Genomic DNA, 19,470 nt, shown 5'->3' with positions numbered 1-19,470 from the left:
GGCCTACATTGTCCAGATTATTCCCTTGTACCATAATCCGTCACAATAATTTCATGCAACTTCCTTAGCAGATAAGGATTATTATGTCGTTTCAAAAAGAATACAGGATGGTTTATACGATTAAAAAGTATTTCTCAGAGCTCTTCCGGCCCTCGCAGAACACAGCGTCTTCTGCCAGAAAAAATACAAAACAAAGCCGGAATAACCAGTCAATCTCCTGCAAAGGTCAAGACACGTCCCCCAAAAAGGCTCCGGCAGAGGCCCCAGCTCAACATCCAACCCAACATTTAAACCAACATTCAAACCAACACAGAGCTTCTGCGAAAAAGACACCCCAAGAAGATATTGCTGACTATCATCATACTGTCCCTGCCCATCAGGAGAAAAATAATCAGAATCATGATCAGCAGAAACAGAAGCAGTCTGAGTCTAAACCTCAACCTGAAATTGATGAGATTGACACCAATGATGGCCTGATCACTGGGGGAATCTACGCTCTTCAGGAACAGGAAGACGGCCCCGATACCGTCTATTGGCTGGCAAAGGTTATTTATGTTGAAAAGCAGGTTGTGCATGTTCTTTGCTACGCAGAGCGTGCTGATCATCTTGCCCCAGACCTCCTGAAACAGGAGCTGACCATTGGCCTGAACAGCGAAGACAGCTCTTTTGGTCTTGCCCACCTGCCCCTGGCCAAAGATGATTTTGCTGCCAATGCAGTCTTGCTCGGCCAGCGTTCCCTGAAAGATAATGATCTTGCAGGCTATCAGATCTATGTTGATTCTGTGTTTGATTGCCTGGATGAACAGGCCCCTGACTGGCTGAAAAAGGCTGCCTCCTTTGCTGCCTGGCGCTATGACCGCAATGCTATGGCTGCCCTTGCAGACCGCTACCTGATCGGGGTTGATCTGCTCAGAGACAGCAAAAAGGCACTGTACTGGATCAACAGGCTTGTCCATGCAGGCAAAGGACAAGTCCAACCCTTTAAAACCATACGTAAAGAACAAGATATCCTCACCGGTGGCATCTATGCTTTCCAGCTGGAAGAGGCAATGTATCAGACCTGTAAAATCGTGCTCAAAGATAAACACAGCGTCCAGTGCCTCAACTTTCCCTCTCTGCTTGGTCAGCTCCCGGAAGGGACACATCCTGTTCAGATAGTTGAGCAGGTAGCAACCCGCCGGGCAGGCACCCCCCCTATGCTCTCCCACGTCTCTCGTGGCGTTGCAGAATTTCTCGCGCAAGCGCCTGTCTTTCTTGGCCTGCTCCCTGTGACCCTGAATGAACTTCACTGCTACAGGGCCCATCTGCCTCATATGTTTGATGGAGCAGTCTTCCGTGAAAGCGCCTGGAATAGCCTGCTGAGAAGGGCTCAACAAGGCGAGGCCCAGGCCCAACTGGAAACAGCCTGCCATTACCTTGACGGGGATCCAGCCTGGGAGGTACAACGAAATATATCAGAGGCCATTCGCTGGTTCACAGAAGCGGCTAACCAGGGGCATAGCCTTGCTGCCTATAATCTTGCCTTGCTCTTTCTACAAGGAGCAGAAGAGATTCAGCCTGACCCCCAACTGGGTCTTGAATGGATGACCTATTCTGCCCAACTGAATTACGGATTAGCCCAGCTCTGCATTGCAGACTGTTATCAGCATGGGAAAGGCTGTCCAGCAAGTCCAGCCCTTGCCCATGCCTGGTATTCACTGGCAATTACAGCGGATAATAATTTGTCAGAAGAGGCTAGGAAAAAAGCAAGACAACGTAAATACTACATAGAAGGTACCTGCTCTGACAAACAGCTGGCAGCAGCAAAGCAATATTTCCTGCAATTGCAGGGAGCAGGCAGTGACGTAATGTCGTCCCAAGGTAACATGTACGGGGACATGTACGCATAAGCCCAGCCTTTTGTCCACAAATAACCCTTTAACGTTATTAACCTGTTATTAACCTTTAATTTGAACAACCTGATGACTGAAACCAATTTCCCAACCAAAGAGTATTCCGATGACGTTGCTGTCATTCACCATGATGACAAAACCATCCTCCTGGTTGGAACCGCCCATATCTCCCAACAATCTGCTGACCTGGTCAAAGAAATCATTGATCAGGAACAACCCGATACGGTTTGTATTGAGCTGGATGAAAAACGCTATGCTGCCCTGTCCAATCCCCAGCAATGGGAGAACCTGGATCTGAAACAGATCATCCGCAATAAACAACTCTCTACCCTGCTGGTGAATCTTGTCCTGGCCTCATACCAGAAAAAACTGGGCGGCAAGCTGGGCATCCAGCCGGGTACTGAGCTGCTCACAGCAGCCAACACTGCCAAGGCCCATGATATTCCAGTGGAGCTCTGCGACCGGGACGTGCGCATAACCTTACGCCGGGCCTGGAAAGCCACCTCATTATGGAAGAAATTCTACATGATGGCTACGCTGATGGCTTCTCTTTTTGACGACACCGAGTTGGATGAGGAAAAGCTGGCAGAGTTACGCCGCAACGATGTGCTTTCCGAGCTGATGAACGAGATCGGCAAAGCCTTGCCAGCAGCCAAAGAAGCCCTGATTGATGAACGGGATATTTTTATGTCAGAAAAGGTCAAACAGGCTCCTGGAAAACGGATTGTTGCGGTGGTGGGAGCCGGTCATATGGAAGGCATCAAACGTGTCTTTTCAGCAGATAATAGCAAGAGGATGGAAGACATCAACACCATCCCACCGGTCTCTAAGAGCTGGAAAGTTGTTGGTTGGTCTATCCCGGCAGCTATCCTGCTCTCCCTTGTGATTATCGGCTTTCGCCAGGGAGCTGGAGAGGCCGGGGCCAATGCCCTGTACTGGATTCTGGCGAACGGGATTCCTTCAGCCATTGGGGCAGTGATTGCCTTTGCTCATCCAGCCACAATTCTTGCCGCCTTTGTGGGTGCCCCCATCACCAGCCTGACCCCGGTGATCGGAGCTGGTTATGTCTGCGCCTTTGTCCAGGTCATGACCCGCCCCCCTGTGGTCAAGGAGTTTGAGAGAGTATCGCAGGACATAATGACGGTTCGCGGTTGGTGGAGCAATAAATTGCTGCGGATCTTTCTGGTTTTTATCCTGACCGGGTTTGGCTCTTCCATTGGAACCTGGGTTGGGGGTTATCGAATTTTCACCAACCTGTTTGCCTGAAACAGGCTCCTGTCCGTTGCCGGGAACCACAAAAAACGTTCCCGGCTCACTTTCTCTCTATTCTTTTTTCTCTGCTTTTTCCTCTGCCTGCTGCTCCTGCCGCTCCTGAGCACCCCAAGCACTTATAATATTAATTATTTTATCTTTTTCCTGGGCAGAAAGATAATTGGGATCTCCAGTGCTCTCCACCATACTATTGACAATATCTTCCCATTCTTCCTTATTCCGCCCCTCTCGTTGAATCCGATTCAAATCATGGCAAACATTACATTTATTGTCAACCAAGGGATGAATATTCTCTGAGGCATCAGGATGAAGACCACCTAAGCTGCTGCTTTTTTCACTCTGTTCCCGGGTGCTGAGAAAATGAACGATTTTCTTCTTTTCATCGGGAGTGAGAAAATTCGGATTACCAGTTATCTCCACCATGCTGTCCACGGTGTCAAGCCATTCCTGTTCATTTTTCTTTACCCGCAGCACCCTGTCTAAGGCGTGGCATCCAGCATTGCATTTCAACGCAACAAGGGGTTTGATTTTATCCACTGATTCAGCAGGAGGATCTTCAACAATTTTTTCTTTGCTTTCATCCTTCCTGATATTGGTTAAGAAATAAACAATATCTTCAGCTTCCTGTTCAGACAGAAAATCATCATCACCATTGGTTATGGTCATCCTGCTGACAGTCTCAGTCCATTCATGCTCTTTCTTTTTGGCACCAAAAACCCTGTCCAGATTATGGCAATGGCTGCATTTTTTATTTACTAAACTCCGTCCGATCTCCATACGAAGCTTATCCTGTTCCTCGCCCTGTCTTTTTTGTTGTTGCTGTATGAGGTAGCCGACAATCTGTTGCACATCAAAATTTGTGATATTCGGGTAATCAAGCTCTGCCATCTTATTGATGGTCTCTGACCAGGCAACATCTGATTTATAACTCTGATAGACCCGTTCCAGGCTATGGCATTTACTACATTTTCTGTTGGTAATCTTCTGGCCGATTTCCACATTCAGTATATCATCATCCACATCAGAAAGAACTGCATATTTATAATCAGAACGATGGAGCGCATAATAACCAGCTGTTATGCCGGTCAAGCCAAAGGAAAGGCCAAAAATCGCCAGTCCTAACATAATTAATTTGGTACTGAGCTGGGCATGCCTCCTGGCGATCACCACCTTGACCATGATCAGAGGGACAAGGAGCAAGGCCAGGATAATATGGATCATTGCCCGTGCTGGAAGTTCCTCTTGAAAACCACCTGCCTTGACTACCATAAAAACCAGCATAGAGGCAAAAAGAATAAGAAAGAAATATCCGAGGATGCGGTGCAGGAGTATCCAGCCTTTTCTTCTGGGGCTGTCCCAAACCTTTCCGGTCATTTCCAACATGATCAGAACTGCTACTCCGCCGATAACAACCAATAACGTTGCTAACATTGATGAAAAATGGGGATGCATAACACTTACCTTATTCGTTCCTTTATGATCTGCTCAGGCTATTGCCAGAGGGAGTTACTTGGTTTTTCCAGAGGGAGTACCTAAACGCGGGAACTTATTTTTTGTTGGTTTCCTTATCAAACTCATTCAATACCTGTAATCCGTGCTATCTCAGGATGCAGAGCTGCCAGATCTTGTCGTTCAAGGGCATGGACAGAATTCCGCCCGCAGCTGCGAGCAATAACTCGTAGCTCCTCATTCGTGGCCTGGATAAAACGGGTAATACGGGCTGCACCTTGTTCCACGTCCAGCCGTTTACGTAATTTCTTGTCCTGCGTTGCAATGCCATGAGGGCAATTGCCAAGATGACATTGACGAAGATAGGTACAGCCAAGGGCGATCTTGAGGGCCCCACCCATATATACCCCCTCAGCTCCCAAAGCAAGGGCTTTGGCAACATCTCCGGCATGACGAAGACCACCGGCTGCCAGCAAAGTGACTCGGCTGGTGAGTCCCTTTCTTTGCAAAAAATCAGCAATCTTAGGCAGGGCATAGACCAAAGGAAGCCCTACATGATCTTTCATGGTCACAGCAGCTCCACCGGTTCCACCTTCTCCACCATCAATAACCAACACATCAGGAATATCGTCCTGATTGAAAATGGTATTCAGATCATCCTCTAAATGGCCCCCGGCTATTTTTACGGCAATGGGCTTTCCTTGGGTCAATTCCCGAAGTTCAAAAATTTTTTCTGCCAATTCTCTGCCGTTTTGGATATCCGTAAACACTGCTGATAAACGTGCAGCCTTTCCTATGGGAACTCTCAAGGTTGCAGCAATATCCACATTAACACTTATTGCCGGCAGTACTGCTCCTGTCCCTGGATGCGCTCCTTGAGAAAGTTTTATTTCCACCATATCAGCTAACAACAAACGCTCCCGTTGCCCCCCAAAACTTCCTGGAGCATACTGCAAGGTAAGATATTCGGCAAGCTCCCGCTCCTCTTCCAACATCCTTCCTTCTCCAGTATTGGCAATACTCCCCACATTAGTTGAAGCCATGGCCAAGGCCATCTTTGCTTCCTTGCTCAAGGCACCATAGGACATGGCAGCATTAAGGATCGGAGTTTTAAGGACAATTGGCTGGCTGGCTGTTTTCCCCAGTATAAGCTCTGTTGATACCTCAGCTGTCTCGGGCAGGGGCACACGAGCAATCACAGCAGGCCGAAAGATCAGGTTGTCCATATTCAGAAAAGCCCTTGCTGTTCCCATACCTTCCTGGACCGACTGCCCTGTCTTTGCCATTTCCTTGATCATCCGCACTGTTCTGATATCCCAATTTCCCGGTTTATCTCGATCAAACACAGTATAATCCATAAACAGATCAACGGGGGCATGACAAAGCGGACAAAAATGAAAATCAGGACCTCCTGAATGCAGATAGCCACACACTGAACAACGATAGGTTTTCATAGACACTCCCACCCCTCCTCTGTGAGAAGGGACAAACAAGATAAGTTATTTTTTTGTCTCTTGTGTTTTCCCAGTCTGTCCGGGCCGGAATATTTTTTAAAAAACCAGGAGCAAGCAAAAACACTCTGGATAGAAGTATACATCTTTCGTAAAAAAACCCAAAGGCTGTTATCAAATCGTACTGAATTCTTTCCCGCTGAATTACTCCTCAACGCCTTCCATTCCTCCCACTCCTTGGTGAGGGACAACAAAAAATAAAAGTTGACCACAGTCATTTTTCCTCTTGACCTTTCCCCAGGCCACGCTTAAAATCTCGACCAAAGTCATTATTACATATTTCATCTGGAAACAGGTACCAACCTGTTAGGCTGGAAATTTACAAGAAAGACATTCTATTTTCTCAGGAAACTATGGCAGGATTACGGGAACAAAAGAAAAAAGCAACCAGAGCAGCAATCTTGAACGCTGCAATAAACCTCTTTGGTGAGCGGGGATATGAACGCACCAGTGTTTCAGCCCTGGCCAAGGCTGCGGGCATAGGAAAAGGAACCATCTATTCCTATTTTTCTTCAAAAAACGAGATACTCCTGGCTTTTTGCGAGGAAGAACTGGCCTTTATCAACAGTGAAATCAAGAGTAAACTTGATCCTGATGCGCCTTTAGCAGAAAAAATGCTTTTGGTGTTTATGAGTGAATTTCGCTTTGTCACAAAAAATAAAGAATTTGGGAGGACATTGCTTCGGGAAATGACCTTTCCCAAAGAAATTACCATTGATAAATCATTAAAGATTGAAGAACGTTTTCTCAACCTCTTTGTCAGCCTCTTACAAGAAGCCCAGGAAAAAGGGGTACTGCGCACTGATATTGAACTCATTATTGCTGGGGGACATTTTTACAGCCTCTACCTCATGACGCTCTCGGCCTGGTACTCTGGTCGTCTTCTTAGTGAGGAGGATGTCCAGGAGACCCTTAAATTATTAATTGACCAGGCCCTGACCGGATTACTCCCTCGGAAGATTCCTGCAAGCAGCACCACTGACCAGAGAAACAACTCATGAACGCCCCCACCCCCAAAACCTTGCGCGGAAAAATTGTCTGGTTTCTGCTGAAGATCCTGCCAGGACTCGTCTTTGTTCTTATCCTGCTCGCTGCTGCCTTTCTGATCCAAGTACGGGTTGATGCACAAAAGGCAGCCCGAAAAGAGGAACTCAAGAATTCCACATCCGTGGAAGCTCCGCCCACCAATGTTGTTACTTTGGAACTGAAACCAACAACCCTGCAGGATAAGATCAACCTGCCTGGCCTGATAGAACCGTGGACAAAACTGGCTTTGATGTCCAAGATAGGAGGAACTATTGAAGAACTTGCGGCTCAGGAAGGTGATTATGTCCAGAAGGGACAGCTTATTGCCCGGCTTGAAAGCAAGGATTACCGCATAGCACTGGATTCTGCCAAAGCAGCCTATGCCCTGGCCCAGGCCGACTATTCCCGTAATAAGGCATTGCGTAAAAAAGGTATATCAACCCAGGCTAATCTGGATGAACAGTATTCAAAGTTACGCCAGACTAAGGCAGCATTGGAAAACGCAGAACTTGCGCTCTCCCGTTGTCGGGTCACCGCCCCTATTTCCGGCATTATCAGCCGGATTGATGCTGAAGTCGGGATGGTGGTCAATCAGATGATGCCTGAACCCATTGCTGAAATACTCCAGATTGACCGGGTCAAGGCAGTGGTGGGTATTCCAGAGGCAGATGTTAATGCAGCACGACAGCTGCAACAGACGGAGGTACATATCCGTTCTCTGGAGAATGCCCGTTTTCTGGCACAGGTTCATTTCCTGGCTCCGGCACCGGAGTCGATGGCCCATGCCTACCGGTTTGAACTGGCCCTGGATAATCCGGATGAAAAGATCCTGCCAGGTATGTTTCTCCAGGCAAACATTGTCAAACAGACTGAAGAGCAGGCGGTCGCTGTGCCTCTGTATACAATTATCTCCCGTAATGATGAACACTTTGTTTATGTGGTAGAGAATAATATTGCTCACAAACGAGCTGTGGAAACCGGTTTTACCGAGGGTTGGCAAATCCTGATCCGCAACGGGCTTCATCTGGGCGAAAAGGTCATCATTCAGGGACATCGGACTGTGGAAGATGGGCAGAAGGTTCGAGTTGTTAAAAAAGTCGATGATCTCAAAGAGTTTATGCCCTGATTTTTATAGGTATCCCTTTGACCAAAAGCCTGCGTCACAGCATCAATCTCCTCCGTTGATACTCTTCATCTGTGGCGTGGGCAATGGTCATTTTTCATCTACAGCAATAATTTAAGAAAATTCACATAATGATCATCTCCGATCTTGCCGTTAAAAAAAGTATATCCGTGCTGGTACTGGCTGCCCTTATCCTGGTCATAGGAACCTATAGCTACCTGATCCTGCCCAGAGAGGCTGAACCGGATGTCAGCATCCCCCATATCTTTGTCTCCACGGCCTATCGAGGCGTGGCCCCTGGTGATATTGAAAGCTCCATCACCATTGAGATTGAAAATAAACTCAAGAGCCTGGATGGCGTCAAGAACGTCAAGTCTATCAGTTCTGAAGGAGAATCCCTGATTGACGTTGAATTCATGACCGGTGTGGATATTGACGATGCCCTGCGCAAGGTCAAGGACAAAGTGGATGAGGCCAAGGGCGAACTGCCCACAGACCTGGAAGATGATCCCTATGTCTTTGAGGTCAATATCTCAGAAATGCCCATCCTGATTTTTTCTCTGGCCGGAACCTGCGGTGCGCGTTGTCTCAAAGAGATTGCTGATGATCTGGAAGATGAAATTGAGGGTGTCAGCGGTGTACTGGATGTGGAGATCACCGGGGCACGGGAGCGGGAGATCCGCATTGAGTTTTTCCCGGAAAAACTGGCCTATTTCGGCCTGAATCTTCCTGCGGTGCAGGCTGCTGTTCGGGGTGAAAACACCAACACCTCGGGCGGTGCCCTCCATATGGGTGATGGCAAATTCCAGGTTCGTGTGCCTGGCGAATTCAAGACACCAGAAGAGTTATACGATCTTGTCATTGGCACCCATGACGGTCAACCGGTCTATGCCCGTGATGTGGCAAGGGTGCTGGATACCTTTAAGGAGGAAACCAGCCGTTCCCGGCTCAACGGCCTGCCTGCTGTCAATATTGTGGTCAAGAAGCGTTCCGGCGAAAACATCATTGCCATTGCCGATGCCGTGGAAGACATCCTGCACAAAAAGCAGCCAAGCTGGCCTGGCGGTACGGCCATCACCAAGGTTCTGGATAAATCAAAAGACACCAAGAATATGGTGGCAGATCTGGAGAATAATATCCTCTCCGGTCTGGCCCTTGTGGTGGTGGTCATCTTCTTTGCTATGGGGATCCGCAATGCCCTGCTGGTCAGTATGGCTATCCCCTTTTCCATGCTGCTCTCCTTCACGGTGCTCCATGTTTTGGGGATCACCCTGAATATGATCGTCCTGTTCAGTCTGACCTTAGCTCTGGGTATGCTGGTGGATAATGCCATTGTCATCATTGAAAATATCTACCGCTTTATGGAGCAAGGCGTGGGCCGGGTTGAGGCGGCTATGAAGGGCACCTCAGAGGTGGCCATGCCCGTGATTGGCTCCACCCTGACTACCCTGGCTGTGTTTTCACCCATGCTCTTCTGGCCCGGTATTATGGGTGAGTTTATGGGCTACTTACCTCTGACCCTGATCATCACGCTCTCCTCCAGTCTTTTTGTGGCCCTGGTGATCAATCCGGCCTTGGCCTCGCTGTTCATGAAGAGTGCCAAAAAAGTGGACACTGTCTCCTCTGCCGAGATAGAAGCAGCCGGTGAACAACCAGTGACCATCCGGGGACCGCTGTTGCGCTCCTATGCCGGTCTGCTCAGATTCAGTCTGGCCCATCCCTTTGCCCTGGTTGCCGCTGCCGTGTTCCTCCTCATCTTCATGGTCCAAGGCTGGCTCCTGGTGGTTGGTATTGAAAAGCCCGTGGAATTTTTCCCGGATATTGATCCCAAGGGAATTTACGTGAACACGGATATGCCGGAAGGCGCAGATCTGAATTATATTGACCGTATTCTTCGCCAGATTGAAGCAGCAGTGGCAGGGACAGGAGAAAAAGCCTCCCATGAAGGCGTTCCCGGCCCCAGTGATTTGAAAAATGTCAAGATTATCTACAGCAAGGCCGTCACCTCAACTGGCGGAAGTTCCGAGTTTGAACCCAATACACCCAACCATGTGGGGGTTCGTTTTCTTGATCTGGAAGACCGCTCCCGCTCCTCCTATGAAACGGTGGAGGATATCCGCAAACGGATCAAAGATATTGCCGGTGCCAAGGTTACCGTGGCCATGGAGGCGTCTGGCCCCCCCACTGGTGCGCCGATAAATATTGAAATCAGCGGTGATAATTTTGCCGTGCTTGCCTCTATTGCCAAGGAGATCAGGGCTGCTCTGGAAAAAATCCCCCATGTCGAAGATATTCGCGATAATTTTGTAGAGGGAACACCATCAGTGCGTATCAAGGTTGACCGGAAAAAGGCAGCCCTGTTTGGCCTGAATACCAATACCATAGGCTCTGCTATCAAGACCTCCTATAACGGCCTGATCATTTCTTCGTTTCGTGAGGGTAATGAGGACTATGATATCACGGTCCAGCTGCCGGAAGAGTATCGCCAAAATGATAATATGTTGCGTGAGTTCATGATTCCAACTCCAAGCGGAGTCCTTGTCCCTTTGTCCACCTTGGCAACTGTGGATTATACCGGCTCTCTGGGTAACATCAACCGGATCAACAACCAGCGAACCATTACGGTCAAGGCTAATGTGGATGAAACCAAGATTCCAGGGCCTGTAGTACGTGAGCAAGCTGAAAAACTCCTGGCTGAGAATCCTCCGCCACCGGGATATACCATCCGTTTTACCGGGGAAAATCAGGAACAGGAGGAATCCCAGAGCTTCCTGAGCAAAGCCTTTTTTGTTGCCCTGTTTTTTATCTTCCTGATCCTGGTCACCCAGTTCAACTCGGTGAGCCAGCCTTTTATCATCATGACTTCAGTGATTCTGTCCATGGGTGGGGCCTTTTTCGGACTCATGCTCTATAAGCAGCCCTTTGGGGTCATCATGACCGGTATCGGGGTGATCTCCTTGGCCGGGGTGGTGGTGAACAACGCTATCGTGTTGATCGACTACACTAATAAGCTGCGGGAAAGCGGCTTTGCCCTGCTTGAGGCCGTGGTCTCTGCTGGTGCCACCCGCCTGCGCCCGGTCCTGCTCACTGCTGTAACTACAGTCCTGGGCCTGATTCCCATGGTCACCGGGGTGTCCTACGACTTCCGCAACCTGCGCATTTCCTGGGTCAGCGAATCCAGCCAGTGGTGGCAGTCCATGGCTATCGTGGTGATCTTCGGCCTGCTGGTCGCCACCTTCCTGACTCTGGTCGTGGTGCCGGTGCTCTATTTCCTGATTGAGCGAAGCAAGGAGCTGTTTGTGGCTGGTGGGGAATGGTATGCGCGGAAGAGGTTGGAGGTGTATTGGGTGCTTTCCGGAGAAAAAGAAAGGCCCTGATATCCGCTTCACGGCGTGGAAAGTGTGCCATCATAACCTCCTATGCTGTTTTTCCGGTTCTTTTTTATATGTACAATGCCGCACTGTACGCTTCACATACCCAGTTGTACACTTACAACGTCACGTTGCAGGCTTAACATGCCGCACATGAAGCTTGCACTGGCTCGTTGTAAACATACAATGCCTCATTGTACGCTTACAATGCCTTGATGTAAGCTTTACATGGCCTGTTGTAAGCTTGCAACGTCACATTGCAGACCTGCAATGCCTCACTGTAAGCTTCATATACGTCACTGCACGTTTACAACGGGTTACTGTAAGCATGCAATGCGCTGTTGTAAACCGCCGACACCCCATGTTCTGACCGCAGCAGTATCTTTTTTGCCGTAGCCCAAACTGATCGGACATTAACATAATGCAGCGATGTGGAACAGTCAGTGAAATTTTACTCTGCCCCTCTTTTAATAATACTTGACATGAGCCGAGCAGGTATTATTCTGTTCTCTAAATGTATTTTTCAATACACCTTTTCATATTTCACCTGTGTCCTATCAGGAGGATCATTCCATGCGGCATTTTGTTCTTTTTCTGGCTCTTGCTTTGATTGTACCCGCCCTCACCGGCTGCGGCTATAATACCATTCAAAAAAATGACGAGGCGGTCATTGCCGCCTGGGGTGATGTTGAGGCTGCCTATCAGCGCCGGGCCGATCTGATTCCTAATTTGGTGGAAACAGTGAAGGCATATGCGGCTCACGAGAAGGACACCCTGACTGCGGTAACCGAGGCGCGGGCCAAGGTTGGTCAGTTAAATATGGGCAGTGATACCTTGAATAACCCCGAGGCCATGGCCAATTTTCAGGCGGCTCAGGGCAGTATGAGTTCAGCACTTTCCAAGCTCATGGTCGTGGTGGAAAAATATCCCGACCTCAAGGCCAACCAGAACTTTCGCGACCTCCAGCACCAGTTAGAGGGCACTGAAAATCGCATCAACGTGGCTCGGGTTCGCTACAACAAGGCAGTGCAGATTTTCAATACCTCTATCCGCACCTTTCCGAACAATCTGACCAATAATTTTCTCTTGAATCTGCCCAGACGGGAGCCGTTCAAGGCTGAAGAAGGGGCACAACATGCACCAAAGGTAAAATTTTAACCTTTTCTGACGGAGATTATTGTGCAACTGTTTAGCACTCCGCGTCGTGCCTCGGCCAGCCCGCCTTTATCAGGGTCAGCAATGCAGGCCGGGGGTATCTCGCTCTTGGCTCTGCTCCTCATCATCCTGGCTGTTCTTCCTGTCTCGGCCCGGACGATTCCGGAATTCAAAGGCTATGTCAACGACTATGCCAATATGATCAGCGGCCCGGTCAAGGCCAAGCTGGAGCAGACCCTGAAATCCTTTGAACGCACTGATTCAACCCAGATAGCTGTGCTCACCATTGATTCTCTGGAGGGCGATCCTCTGGAAGATTTCAGTATCCGGGTGGCAGAAAAATGGGGTGTCGGTCAGAAGGGCAAAGATAACGGCGTACTGCTGCTGGTGGCCAAGAATGAGCGTCGAGTACGGCTGGAAGTCGGTTATGGGCTGGAAGGGGTGCTGACCGACCTGCTCTCGGGTAGAATTATTGATGATGTAATTACTCCCCGTTTTAAGTCCGGTCAATTTGACCAAGGGTTTGAGGGTGGAGTGGAGGCTGTGATACAAGCGACCCGAGGTGAATTCAAGGCTGAGCCAAGCTCATCTCGACGTGGTGGGCGGCGTGAAGAATCGCCACTGTTCTCGTATCTTCTCTTCGGCGGGTTTTTCATTTCCTTTTTGGGGCAATTTTCCCGCAAAGTAGGGATAGTTGCCGGGGCAATTGCTCTGCCTGTTGTATTTTTGCTGGCCTCATTCCCAGGCTGGCTGATGCTGCTTGTATTGATCCCGGTCGGGGCCCTTGCTGGCCTGCTGCTGTCGATTATCTCGCCTGTTTTTCTCAGTGGGAGTGGCGGCGGAAGCAGCAGTGGCGGTGGCAGTGGATTTGGAGGTTTCAGTGGTGGCGGTGGCGGCAGTTTCGGTGGCGGTGGTGCCTCAGGAGGTTGGTAACATATGAAATCAAAAACATTTTTTTCAGCAGCAGAGAATGAAGAAATCACCCGAACCATCCAGGAGGTGGAATTGCAGACCTCCGGCGAGGTGGCGGTGATGGTGGTTGAACAAAGCGACTCTTACCCGGAGAGTCGAATCCTGGCCGGGGTGATTATAGGTTGCTTACTGGCCCTCGGTGTAACGGATTTCCTGCTGGATGATTCGCTGTGGGGATTCCTGCCGCTGGCCGCAATTTTTTCCTTGTTAATCGCTCGGCTGACGGAATATCTGCCCTTGATGAAAAGATTCTTCGTCCCCGCTGCTAGGCTCGAAGAAATGGTTCGCGAGCAGGCTGTACAAGGCTTTTTTCAACAGGGATTGTACAAGACCAAGGATGCCACCGGGGTGTTGTTTTTTATCTCTCTATTTGAACGCCGAGTCTGGGTACTTGCTGATCAAGGCATCAACGAGAAAATCTCCCAGGAAAGCCTGCAAGCCTATGCCGCCGACATTGCAAAGGGCATCAAGGATGGTCGAGCCGCCGAGGCACTCTGCCAGGAAATCCGCCGCGCAGGCAAGGTGTTGGCAGAACATTTCCCGGTCCGCGACGATGACATCAACGAGCTGCCCGACGAGGTAATGCACGGCTGAGAACAATGTTTATCTCCATTCTTTTCATGCACCCCTCAATACTTAACCAGCAGGTGAGAATATGGGTGATGGTGCCTGTACTCTATTTCCTGATAGAGCGAAGTAAGGAGCTGTTTGCGGCGGGTGGGAAGTGGTATGAGCGGAAGAGGGTAGATGTGTACCTGGCCTTGGCCGGGGAGAAGGAAAGGGTTCAACTGGACGGAAGATAATTCTCCCGTCCAGTTAACGAATTCACCCGGCAATTATGCCCCAGGTGGCGGAGGAGGAGGTACCGCTCCGGCTCCACCTGCCGCACCAAGCGTACTCATCCTCTTGGCCTTACCCGCTTTCACCTTACCACCAATCAGCACGATCAATCCAACAGCCGCGACGAGCAGGATAATGGCCAGCAAAGGCCGGAAGACAATCCAAGCCACCGCAATAGTGATCAGGGACAGGACAGCTGCCAGCAGGAAGGCAATAAAGCCGGTGCCCGCTTCAACAATATTGCCCAGAAAGGGTATAACATCTGCCAGGACAGAAAAAACTTTAAAGATTAAACTGAGCCCTATCATCATCACCAGGAAGCCCACAACCCGCAGTGCCCAGGTCAAAATCTTATTATCGGTCTGGGCCTTCTGAAACATAGCCTCAGCCGTGTGTACACCGACCTGAAGGAGTTCAATATCGCCCCCGGCCTGAGCGTGATACGGTCGTAATCCGCTGCCGCTCTGTTGGGCAACAATGCTCACCTCGGTCGGGGCCACTGATTCGAACTGAATCCGCACATCGCCGACCTGTGGCGAAGCAGAATCCGCACCGAGATAGTATCCGCTCTGCCAAGGTATTATGCGGCCTTCCAGATTCTCTGATAGCGAAGCATCTTCACTGGCGGCAAGGGGTTCAAAGCCGTTGATCCGCTTGACCTGTGAGGTTGATAACTGAAAAGCCCCCAAGGTAACCTGCTGGGCAGTCTGCTCCTCTGTGGTATAGGGCATTGCGCCAGGATTCTCGTGCCCTTCCGGCTTTTTAAAACTGGAAGAGCTGATGATATTATCCTCCCACCCTTTGCTGTACGAGTAGGTGGTCACGGTTTCCGTGCCACCGCCGAGTTTTTTCTTGGTTTCACTCTCCGAGCTTTCCTGCCACTGATACATCTCCACCTTGCGCAGCAGACGCAAGGCATTATCCGCAACCCCGAATACCGGATCTGTCAGGATCTCCTCGGTGTTCGCCTTACCGCTCAGGTGGATCAGCTTACCCTCGTTGCTTGGATCAACCCGATCCGAGGCGACACTGATCACTGCCCCGCCCCCTTCCTTCAAGGTCTTATAGGTCTTTACCGCCCTGCCTTCGTTCCAGAACAGGAGCGGAAAGGCGATAAGAAAAAGAATAAAGCCGAAGATGATTCCCTTGATGGCCCCGCCGATCCGGCTGAACCAGGACTGTTCCGTGACTTCCGTGTAGCTGTCTTCTGACATGGTGCGTTCCTCCCTGATAGTAATGGGTTCATTAATGCCCCCATTGTAAAGCAGAGGATTGCGAATCAGCAATAACTCTTTGCGTACTCTGAAAAAAATCTCCGGAAAGCAATACTGCAATTATGACTGAAATCAGTTATAATGCTCCGTTCGGGCGACATAACAGAAAAAAACCCAGTAAAGAAATAACTCGTATGAAACCGGAAGAGACCAGGACAGTTCATGAACTCATACAATCCCTTAATGCGGGACACCGACCGGAACACGTATTTTTCTGGGGGCATATCCCCTCCGAAGACGGTTCTGTCAATCAATCCTGCCTGAGCCAATGGTACGCAGCTTCCTTTGAAGTTGACGGTATGCAATTCCTCACAGCTGAGCATTACATGATGTATTGCAAAGCGAGGCTCTTTGGTGACAGCGATGCAGCGGCAAAGGTCATGCAAGCGGATAATCCTGGTGAGGCAAAGAGAATTGGCAGAATGGTGCAAGGATTCCGGCAGGAGGAATGGGATAAACACTGTATTGAGATAGTTGTCCAGGGGAACATTGCTAAGTTTGCCCAGAACAAAGAAATATTAACCTATCTCCTGGCAACGAAGAACAAGGTACTGGTTGAGGCCAGTCCCTGTGATAAGGTGTGGGGAATCGGTCTGGGCTGCCATGCAACGGGGATCGGAAACCCTTCAGCATGGAAAGGAAAAAACCTGCTCGGCTTTGCCTTGATGGAGGCAAGAAAAAAGATAAAGGCAGAGCTATGACGATTTCAGGAAAACAGGAAATCTATACGGAAATGCTCTTTCTGGCCCTGCCTACCATCCGCAATATCCAGACGCAGTCCATGGTAAAAAAAGCCTTTGACCGGACCTGCCTTGAGGAAGCGGAGCTTGTTCATACCCTGCATTATTCGATTCTTGAACCTGCGTTCACGGACAACGATATCCATTTCTTGAATGTCCAGGCAAAAAACTATGCTGCAAAGGGAAAAATGTCTCCCGCATACACAGCCCAGCTCAAGCTGATTGCAGAACTGTTCAGCTTGGTGCCTTTCGACCGGGCTACGCAATTGCACTGGCACGGCCCATACAGAGAAAATAAATAATCTTCAGCTAATACCTACAAAGTTTCTTTTAGTTTTATGCTCACCATAAATAACCTCAGCCTGCAATACGGCTCAAAGCATCTCTTTCGTGAAGTCTCCGGCCAAATCCATGCAGATGACCGCATCGGGCTAGCCGGGGTCAATGGCACAGGAAAATCCACCCTGATGAAAATCATCACCGGGGCACTGGAGAGCGATCCCGGTGTGATCAGCCGGGCCTCTTGGTTCACCGTGGCCTACCTGCCCCAGGAAATCTCCATTGAGCTGGGACAACGCTCGCTCTTTGACGAGGCGGAAAACGCCTTTGACGAGGTGCTCCATTATCAGGAGGAGATTGAAAAAATCAGTCAACAACTGGCTACCCTGGACCAGGACAGCCCGGAGCTGGAATCCTTACTGGAACGACAGGGTGAGCTTCAGCACTTGCTGGAAGGCCACGACATCTTCCTCATCCGTCCCCAGATTGAGCGCATCCTCTTTGGCCTGGGTTTTTCCAAGGACGATCTGGACCGGCCCGTAGCCGAGTTCTCTGGTGGTTGGATCATGCGCCTGCTCCTGGCAAAGCTGCTCTTGCAAAAGCCCTCTCTGCTCTTGCTGGATGAGCCCACCAACCATCTGGACCTGGATTCCCTGACCTGGATGGAAGAGTTCCTCCAGCAGTATCAGGGTGCCATGATGATTATATCCCATGATCGTTCTTTCCTGGATAGGGTGACCAATAAAACCTGGGAACTCAGCCTGGGCCGTTTGACCGCTTATAAGGGCAATTACTCCAAATATCTGGTGGATAAAGCCCAACGCATGGAGCTGGAGCGGGCTGCTTATGAGAATCAGCAGGCCATGATCAAGCAGGCAGAGCAGTTCATTACCCGTTTTCGGGCCAAGTCCACCAAGGCCAAGCAGGTGCAGAGCCGGGTCAAGCAGCTGGAAAAACTGGAGCGGCTGGAGCTTTCTGAAACCGAGCGCACCATCCACTTTTCTTTTCCACCAGCCATGCCTTCGGGCCGGGACATCTTGCAGCTCGACAAGGTCAATAAATCCTTTGATGGCAAGCAAATCTTTAAAGATGTCCATCTGAACCTGCAACGAGGCGATAAACTGGCTGTGGTCGGAGTCAACGGGGCTGGTAAAACCACTCTGATGAAGATTATGGCGAGTCTGGAACCTGCTGAAGGCGAGATCAGTCTGGGGCATAACGTCATCCTTACCTATTTCGGCCAGCACCAGGCCCAGGAACTCTATGGCGAATCCAGTATCTTGGACACGGTTTACCATGCGGCCCAGGACATGACCGTGACCAAGGTGCGCTCGCTGCTCGGGGCCTTTCTCTTTACCGGCGACGAGGTGGACAAGCAGGTGCAGGTGCTGTCCGGTGGCGAGAAAAGCCGGGTGGCCCTGGCCAAGATGCTGGTCAAGCCTGCCAATCTCATGCTCCTGGATGAGCCTACCAACCATCTGGACATTACTTCCCAGGAGGTGCTTCAGGAGGCAATGGCCCAGTATGAAGGCAGCATCATCGTGATTTCCCATAACCGGGCCTTTGTCAATTCCTTTGTCAATAAGGTGCTGGAGATCCGGGATGGTCGGGCGATTTTGCATGAAGGGAATATTGATGATTACCTTGCGGCCCGCCAACAACTGGACGAGGAACAGCTTGCTGTAAAAAAACAGGAGAAGCAGCAACAGAGCGGCCCTGCGGAGGTAAAACAGGATGCTTCCGGCTCAGTTGATCGCAAGGAAGAACGACGCCTGCGGGCGCAACGACGGCAACAGCTCAGTTCTCAGCTCAAGCCCTGGAAGAAAAAGGCAACAGCTGCGGAGAAAGAAATAGATGTCCTGGAGGAGCGCAAAGGGGAGCTGGAGACCTTAATGGCCGATCCTGATCTCTATGCGGACCAACCCCGCTGGCTCAAGGTCAACAAGGAGTATAATGAGGTGGAGCAAACGCTGAAGCGTCAGTACGGGGTTTGGGAGGAAGCGCAGGGGAAGATTGAGGAGATTGAGGGGAACGAGTAAAGCAAAGAAATGGACTAAGAAACAACTTGATGGGAGGTGAATTATGGAGCTGAATACGGAATTAGGCAATCAGCATTATGAGAAACTTCGGCAGCTTCAGCGTACTGTGGGAAAAGATATGCGCAGCGTGCTGGAACTTGCCATTGATGAACTGTATGCACGCCGTCAAGTTGCTGTCGGTGCGGATGCGCTGGCAATCCTACGCAAGAACGGGGTGGTCGGCTGCTTGCATGATGACAGTGATCTCTCCGAAAAATATAAGGAAAAACTGGATTGGAGTAACCGTTCAGATCCCTCTCATTTTTTTACGCAGCAAGAGGCAGAGGAGGCACATCCAGCCCCTGGCGCCGAGCCGTGATAACCTCAGCGAGATATTTCCACGGACAGGCGTTGCGCTTCTTACACGTATCAATCACGCTCGCAAGTATGGCGAACACATGACTGCCTTGGCCATTACGGGTACCGTGGCTTAATTTGCGCGCAATAACCCAATGACGTAGTGCTTGCTCCGCCTCATTATTGGTCAG

General features: G+C 50.0%; 16 protein-coding genes and 1 pseudogene. 13 read left to right on the top strand and 4 right to left on the bottom strand.

The window, feature by feature from the left end; genetic code table 11:
- Positions 1 to 83 precede the first annotated feature (83 nt).
- Both L2082_RS02180 and L2082_RS02175 read left to right on the top strand, forming a co-directional pair.
- Positions 84 to 1,889 (top strand): tetratricopeptide repeat protein, encoded by a 1,806-nt coding sequence (locus tag L2082_RS02180; protein WP_446007731.1) that lies wholly within the window; start codon positions 84 to 86, stop codon positions 1,887 to 1,889.
- Positions 1,890 to 1,961: 72 nt separating this feature from the next.
- Positions 1,962 to 3,158, top strand: coding sequence for a TraB/GumN family protein (locus L2082_RS02175; RefSeq protein WP_446007730.1), 1,197 nt, complete (start codon positions 1,962 to 1,964; stop codon positions 3,156 to 3,158).
- 57 nt (positions 3,159 to 3,215) lie between these two features.
- Here L2082_RS02175 and L2082_RS02170 read toward each other — a convergent pair whose 3' ends face one another.
- Positions 3,216 to 4,616: a hypothetical protein gene (locus L2082_RS02170; RefSeq protein ID WP_446007729.1), complete on the bottom strand. Its 1,401-nt coding sequence runs from the start codon at positions 4,614 to 4,616 to the stop codon at positions 3,216 to 3,218.
- A 122-nt stretch (positions 4,617 to 4,738) separates the two neighbouring features.
- Entirely contained in the window at positions 4,739 to 6,067 is a 1,329-nt protein-coding gene (locus tag L2082_RS02165; RefSeq protein ID WP_446007728.1) for a glutamate synthase-related protein, read from the bottom strand.
- 410 nt (positions 6,068 to 6,477) lie between these two features.
- On the opposite strand from L2082_RS02165, the gene L2082_RS02160 reads away from it, so the two are divergent.
- The 7 genes from L2082_RS02160 to L2082_RS02130 all read left to right on the top strand — a co-directional run bounded on the left by L2082_RS02160 (position 6,478) and on the right by L2082_RS02130 (position 14,574).
- Entirely contained in the window at positions 6,478 to 7,125 is a 648-nt protein-coding gene (locus L2082_RS02160; RefSeq protein ID WP_446007727.1) for a TetR/AcrR family transcriptional regulator, read from the top strand.
- Positions 7,122 to 8,276 (top strand): efflux RND transporter periplasmic adaptor subunit, encoded by a 1,155-nt coding sequence (locus L2082_RS02155; protein ID WP_446007726.1) that lies wholly within the window; start codon positions 7,122 to 7,124, stop codon positions 8,274 to 8,276. Before L2082_RS02160 ends, L2082_RS02155 begins: the two co-directional genes overlap by 4 nt.
- 128 nt (positions 8,277 to 8,404) lie before the next feature.
- Positions 8,405 to 11,650, top strand: coding sequence for an efflux RND transporter permease subunit (locus tag L2082_RS02150; protein WP_446007725.1), 3,246 nt, complete (start codon positions 8,405 to 8,407; stop codon positions 11,648 to 11,650).
- A gap of 567 nt (positions 11,651 to 12,217) precedes the next feature.
- Positions 12,218 to 12,802, top strand: a complete 585-nt coding sequence (locus L2082_RS02145; RefSeq protein WP_446007724.1) for a LemA family protein — start codon at positions 12,218 to 12,220, stop codon at positions 12,800 to 12,802.
- 21 nt (positions 12,803 to 12,823) lie between these two features.
- Positions 12,824 to 13,732, top strand: coding sequence for a TPM domain-containing protein (locus L2082_RS02140; protein ID WP_446007723.1), 909 nt, complete (start codon positions 12,824 to 12,826; stop codon positions 13,730 to 13,732).
- A gap of 3 nt (positions 13,733 to 13,735) precedes the next feature.
- On the top strand, positions 13,736 to 14,365 hold the full coding sequence (locus L2082_RS02135) for a TPM domain-containing protein (RefSeq protein ID WP_446007722.1): 630 nt from the start codon (positions 13,736 to 13,738) through the stop codon (positions 14,363 to 14,365).
- Positions 14,366 to 14,370: 5 nt separating this feature from the next.
- Positions 14,371 to 14,574 carry a hypothetical protein gene (locus L2082_RS02130; RefSeq protein WP_446007721.1) on the top strand — a complete coding sequence of 68 codons (204 nt, stop codon included), beginning with the start codon at positions 14,371 to 14,373 and terminating at the stop codon, positions 14,572 to 14,574.
- Positions 14,575 to 14,607: 33 nt separating this feature from the next.
- Here L2082_RS02130 and L2082_RS02125 read toward each other — a convergent pair whose 3' ends face one another.
- Positions 14,608 to 15,825 (bottom strand): TMEM43 family protein, encoded by a 1,218-nt coding sequence (locus L2082_RS02125; protein WP_446007720.1) that lies wholly within the window; start codon positions 15,823 to 15,825, stop codon positions 14,608 to 14,610.
- A gap of 122 nt (positions 15,826 to 15,947) precedes the next feature.
- Between L2082_RS02125 and L2082_RS02120 the strand changes: the two genes are divergently transcribed.
- The 4 genes from L2082_RS02120 to L2082_RS02105 are packed head-to-tail and all read left to right on the top strand — an operon-like array spanning position 15,948 to position 19,301.
- The gene (locus L2082_RS02120; RefSeq protein WP_446007719.1) at positions 15,948 to 16,586 is read left to right on the top strand and encodes an NADAR family protein; all 639 of its coding nucleotides are present in this window, start codon (positions 15,948 to 15,950) and stop codon (positions 16,584 to 16,586) included.
- On the top strand, positions 16,583 to 16,927 hold the full coding sequence (locus L2082_RS02115) for a zinc ABC transporter substrate-binding protein (protein ID WP_446007718.1): 345 nt from the start codon (positions 16,583 to 16,585) through the stop codon (positions 16,925 to 16,927). Before L2082_RS02120 ends, L2082_RS02115 begins: the two co-directional genes overlap by 4 nt.
- Positions 16,928 to 16,963: 36 nt before the next feature.
- Positions 16,964 to 18,943 carry an ATP-binding cassette domain-containing protein gene (locus L2082_RS02110; RefSeq protein WP_446007717.1) on the top strand — a complete coding sequence of 660 codons (1,980 nt, stop codon included), beginning with the start codon at positions 16,964 to 16,966 and terminating at the stop codon, positions 18,941 to 18,943.
- Positions 18,944 to 18,986: 43 nt separating this feature from the next.
- Complete coding sequence (locus L2082_RS02105) at positions 18,987 to 19,301, top strand: hypothetical protein (RefSeq protein ID WP_446007716.1); 315 nt, start codon at positions 18,987 to 18,989, stop codon at positions 19,299 to 19,301.
- Here the strand turns inward: L2082_RS02105 and L2082_RS02100 are convergent.
- A pseudogene (locus tag L2082_RS02100) lies at positions 19,249 to 19,470 on the bottom strand (IS66 family transposase); the annotation flags it as partial. The gene L2082_RS02105 and the pseudogene L2082_RS02100 sit on opposite strands and share 53 nt — an antisense overlap.

The organism is Candidatus Electrothrix sp. (assembly GCF_052785085.1).
The sequence above is the reverse complement of the archived record's forward strand: the minus strand, read 5'-3'. Positions and strand labels throughout refer to the sequence as shown.

Bases quoted from the DNA above. Each gene is read 5' to 3' on its own strand.
- L2082_RS02150 (WP_446007725.1), top strand. From the start codon at position 8,405: ATGATCATCTCCGATCTTGCCGTTAAAAAAAGTATATCCGTGCTGGTA.
- L2082_RS02170 (WP_446007729.1), bottom strand. From the start codon at position 4,616: ATGCATCCCCATTTTTCATCAATGTTAGCAACGTTATTGGTTGTTATC.
- L2082_RS02130 (WP_446007721.1), top strand. From the start codon at position 14,371: ATGTTTATCTCCATTCTTTTCATGCACCCCTCAATACTTAACCAGCAG.
- L2082_RS02175 (WP_446007730.1), top strand. From the start codon at position 1,962: ATGACTGAAACCAATTTCCCAACCAAAGAGTATTCCGATGACGTTGCT.
- L2082_RS02115 (WP_446007718.1), top strand. From the start codon at position 16,583: ATGACGATTTCAGGAAAACAGGAAATCTATACGGAAATGCTCTTTCTG.
- L2082_RS02135 (WP_446007722.1), top strand. From the start codon at position 13,736: ATGAAATCAAAAACATTTTTTTCAGCAGCAGAGAATGAAGAAATCACC.
- L2082_RS02180 (WP_446007731.1), top strand. From the start codon at position 84: ATGTCGTTTCAAAAAGAATACAGGATGGTTTATACGATTAAAAAGTAT.
- L2082_RS02155 (WP_446007726.1), top strand. From the start codon at position 7,122: ATGAACGCCCCCACCCCCAAAACCTTGCGCGGAAAAATTGTCTGGTTT.
- L2082_RS02120 (WP_446007719.1), top strand. From the start codon at position 15,948: ATGACTGAAATCAGTTATAATGCTCCGTTCGGGCGACATAACAGAAAA.
- L2082_RS02160 (WP_446007727.1), top strand. From the start codon at position 6,478: ATGGCAGGATTACGGGAACAAAAGAAAAAAGCAACCAGAGCAGCAATC.
- L2082_RS02145 (WP_446007724.1), top strand. From the start codon at position 12,218: ATGCGGCATTTTGTTCTTTTTCTGGCTCTTGCTTTGATTGTACCCGCC.
- L2082_RS02105 (WP_446007716.1), top strand. From the start codon at position 18,987: ATGGAGCTGAATACGGAATTAGGCAATCAGCATTATGAGAAACTTCGG.
- L2082_RS02110 (WP_446007717.1), top strand. From the start codon at position 16,964: ATGCTCACCATAAATAACCTCAGCCTGCAATACGGCTCAAAGCATCTC.
- L2082_RS02165 (WP_446007728.1), bottom strand. From the start codon at position 6,067: ATGAAAACCTATCGTTGTTCAGTGTGTGGCTATCTGCATTCAGGAGGT.
- L2082_RS02125 (WP_446007720.1), bottom strand. From the start codon at position 15,825: ATGTCAGAAGACAGCTACACGGAAGTCACGGAACAGTCCTGGTTCAGC.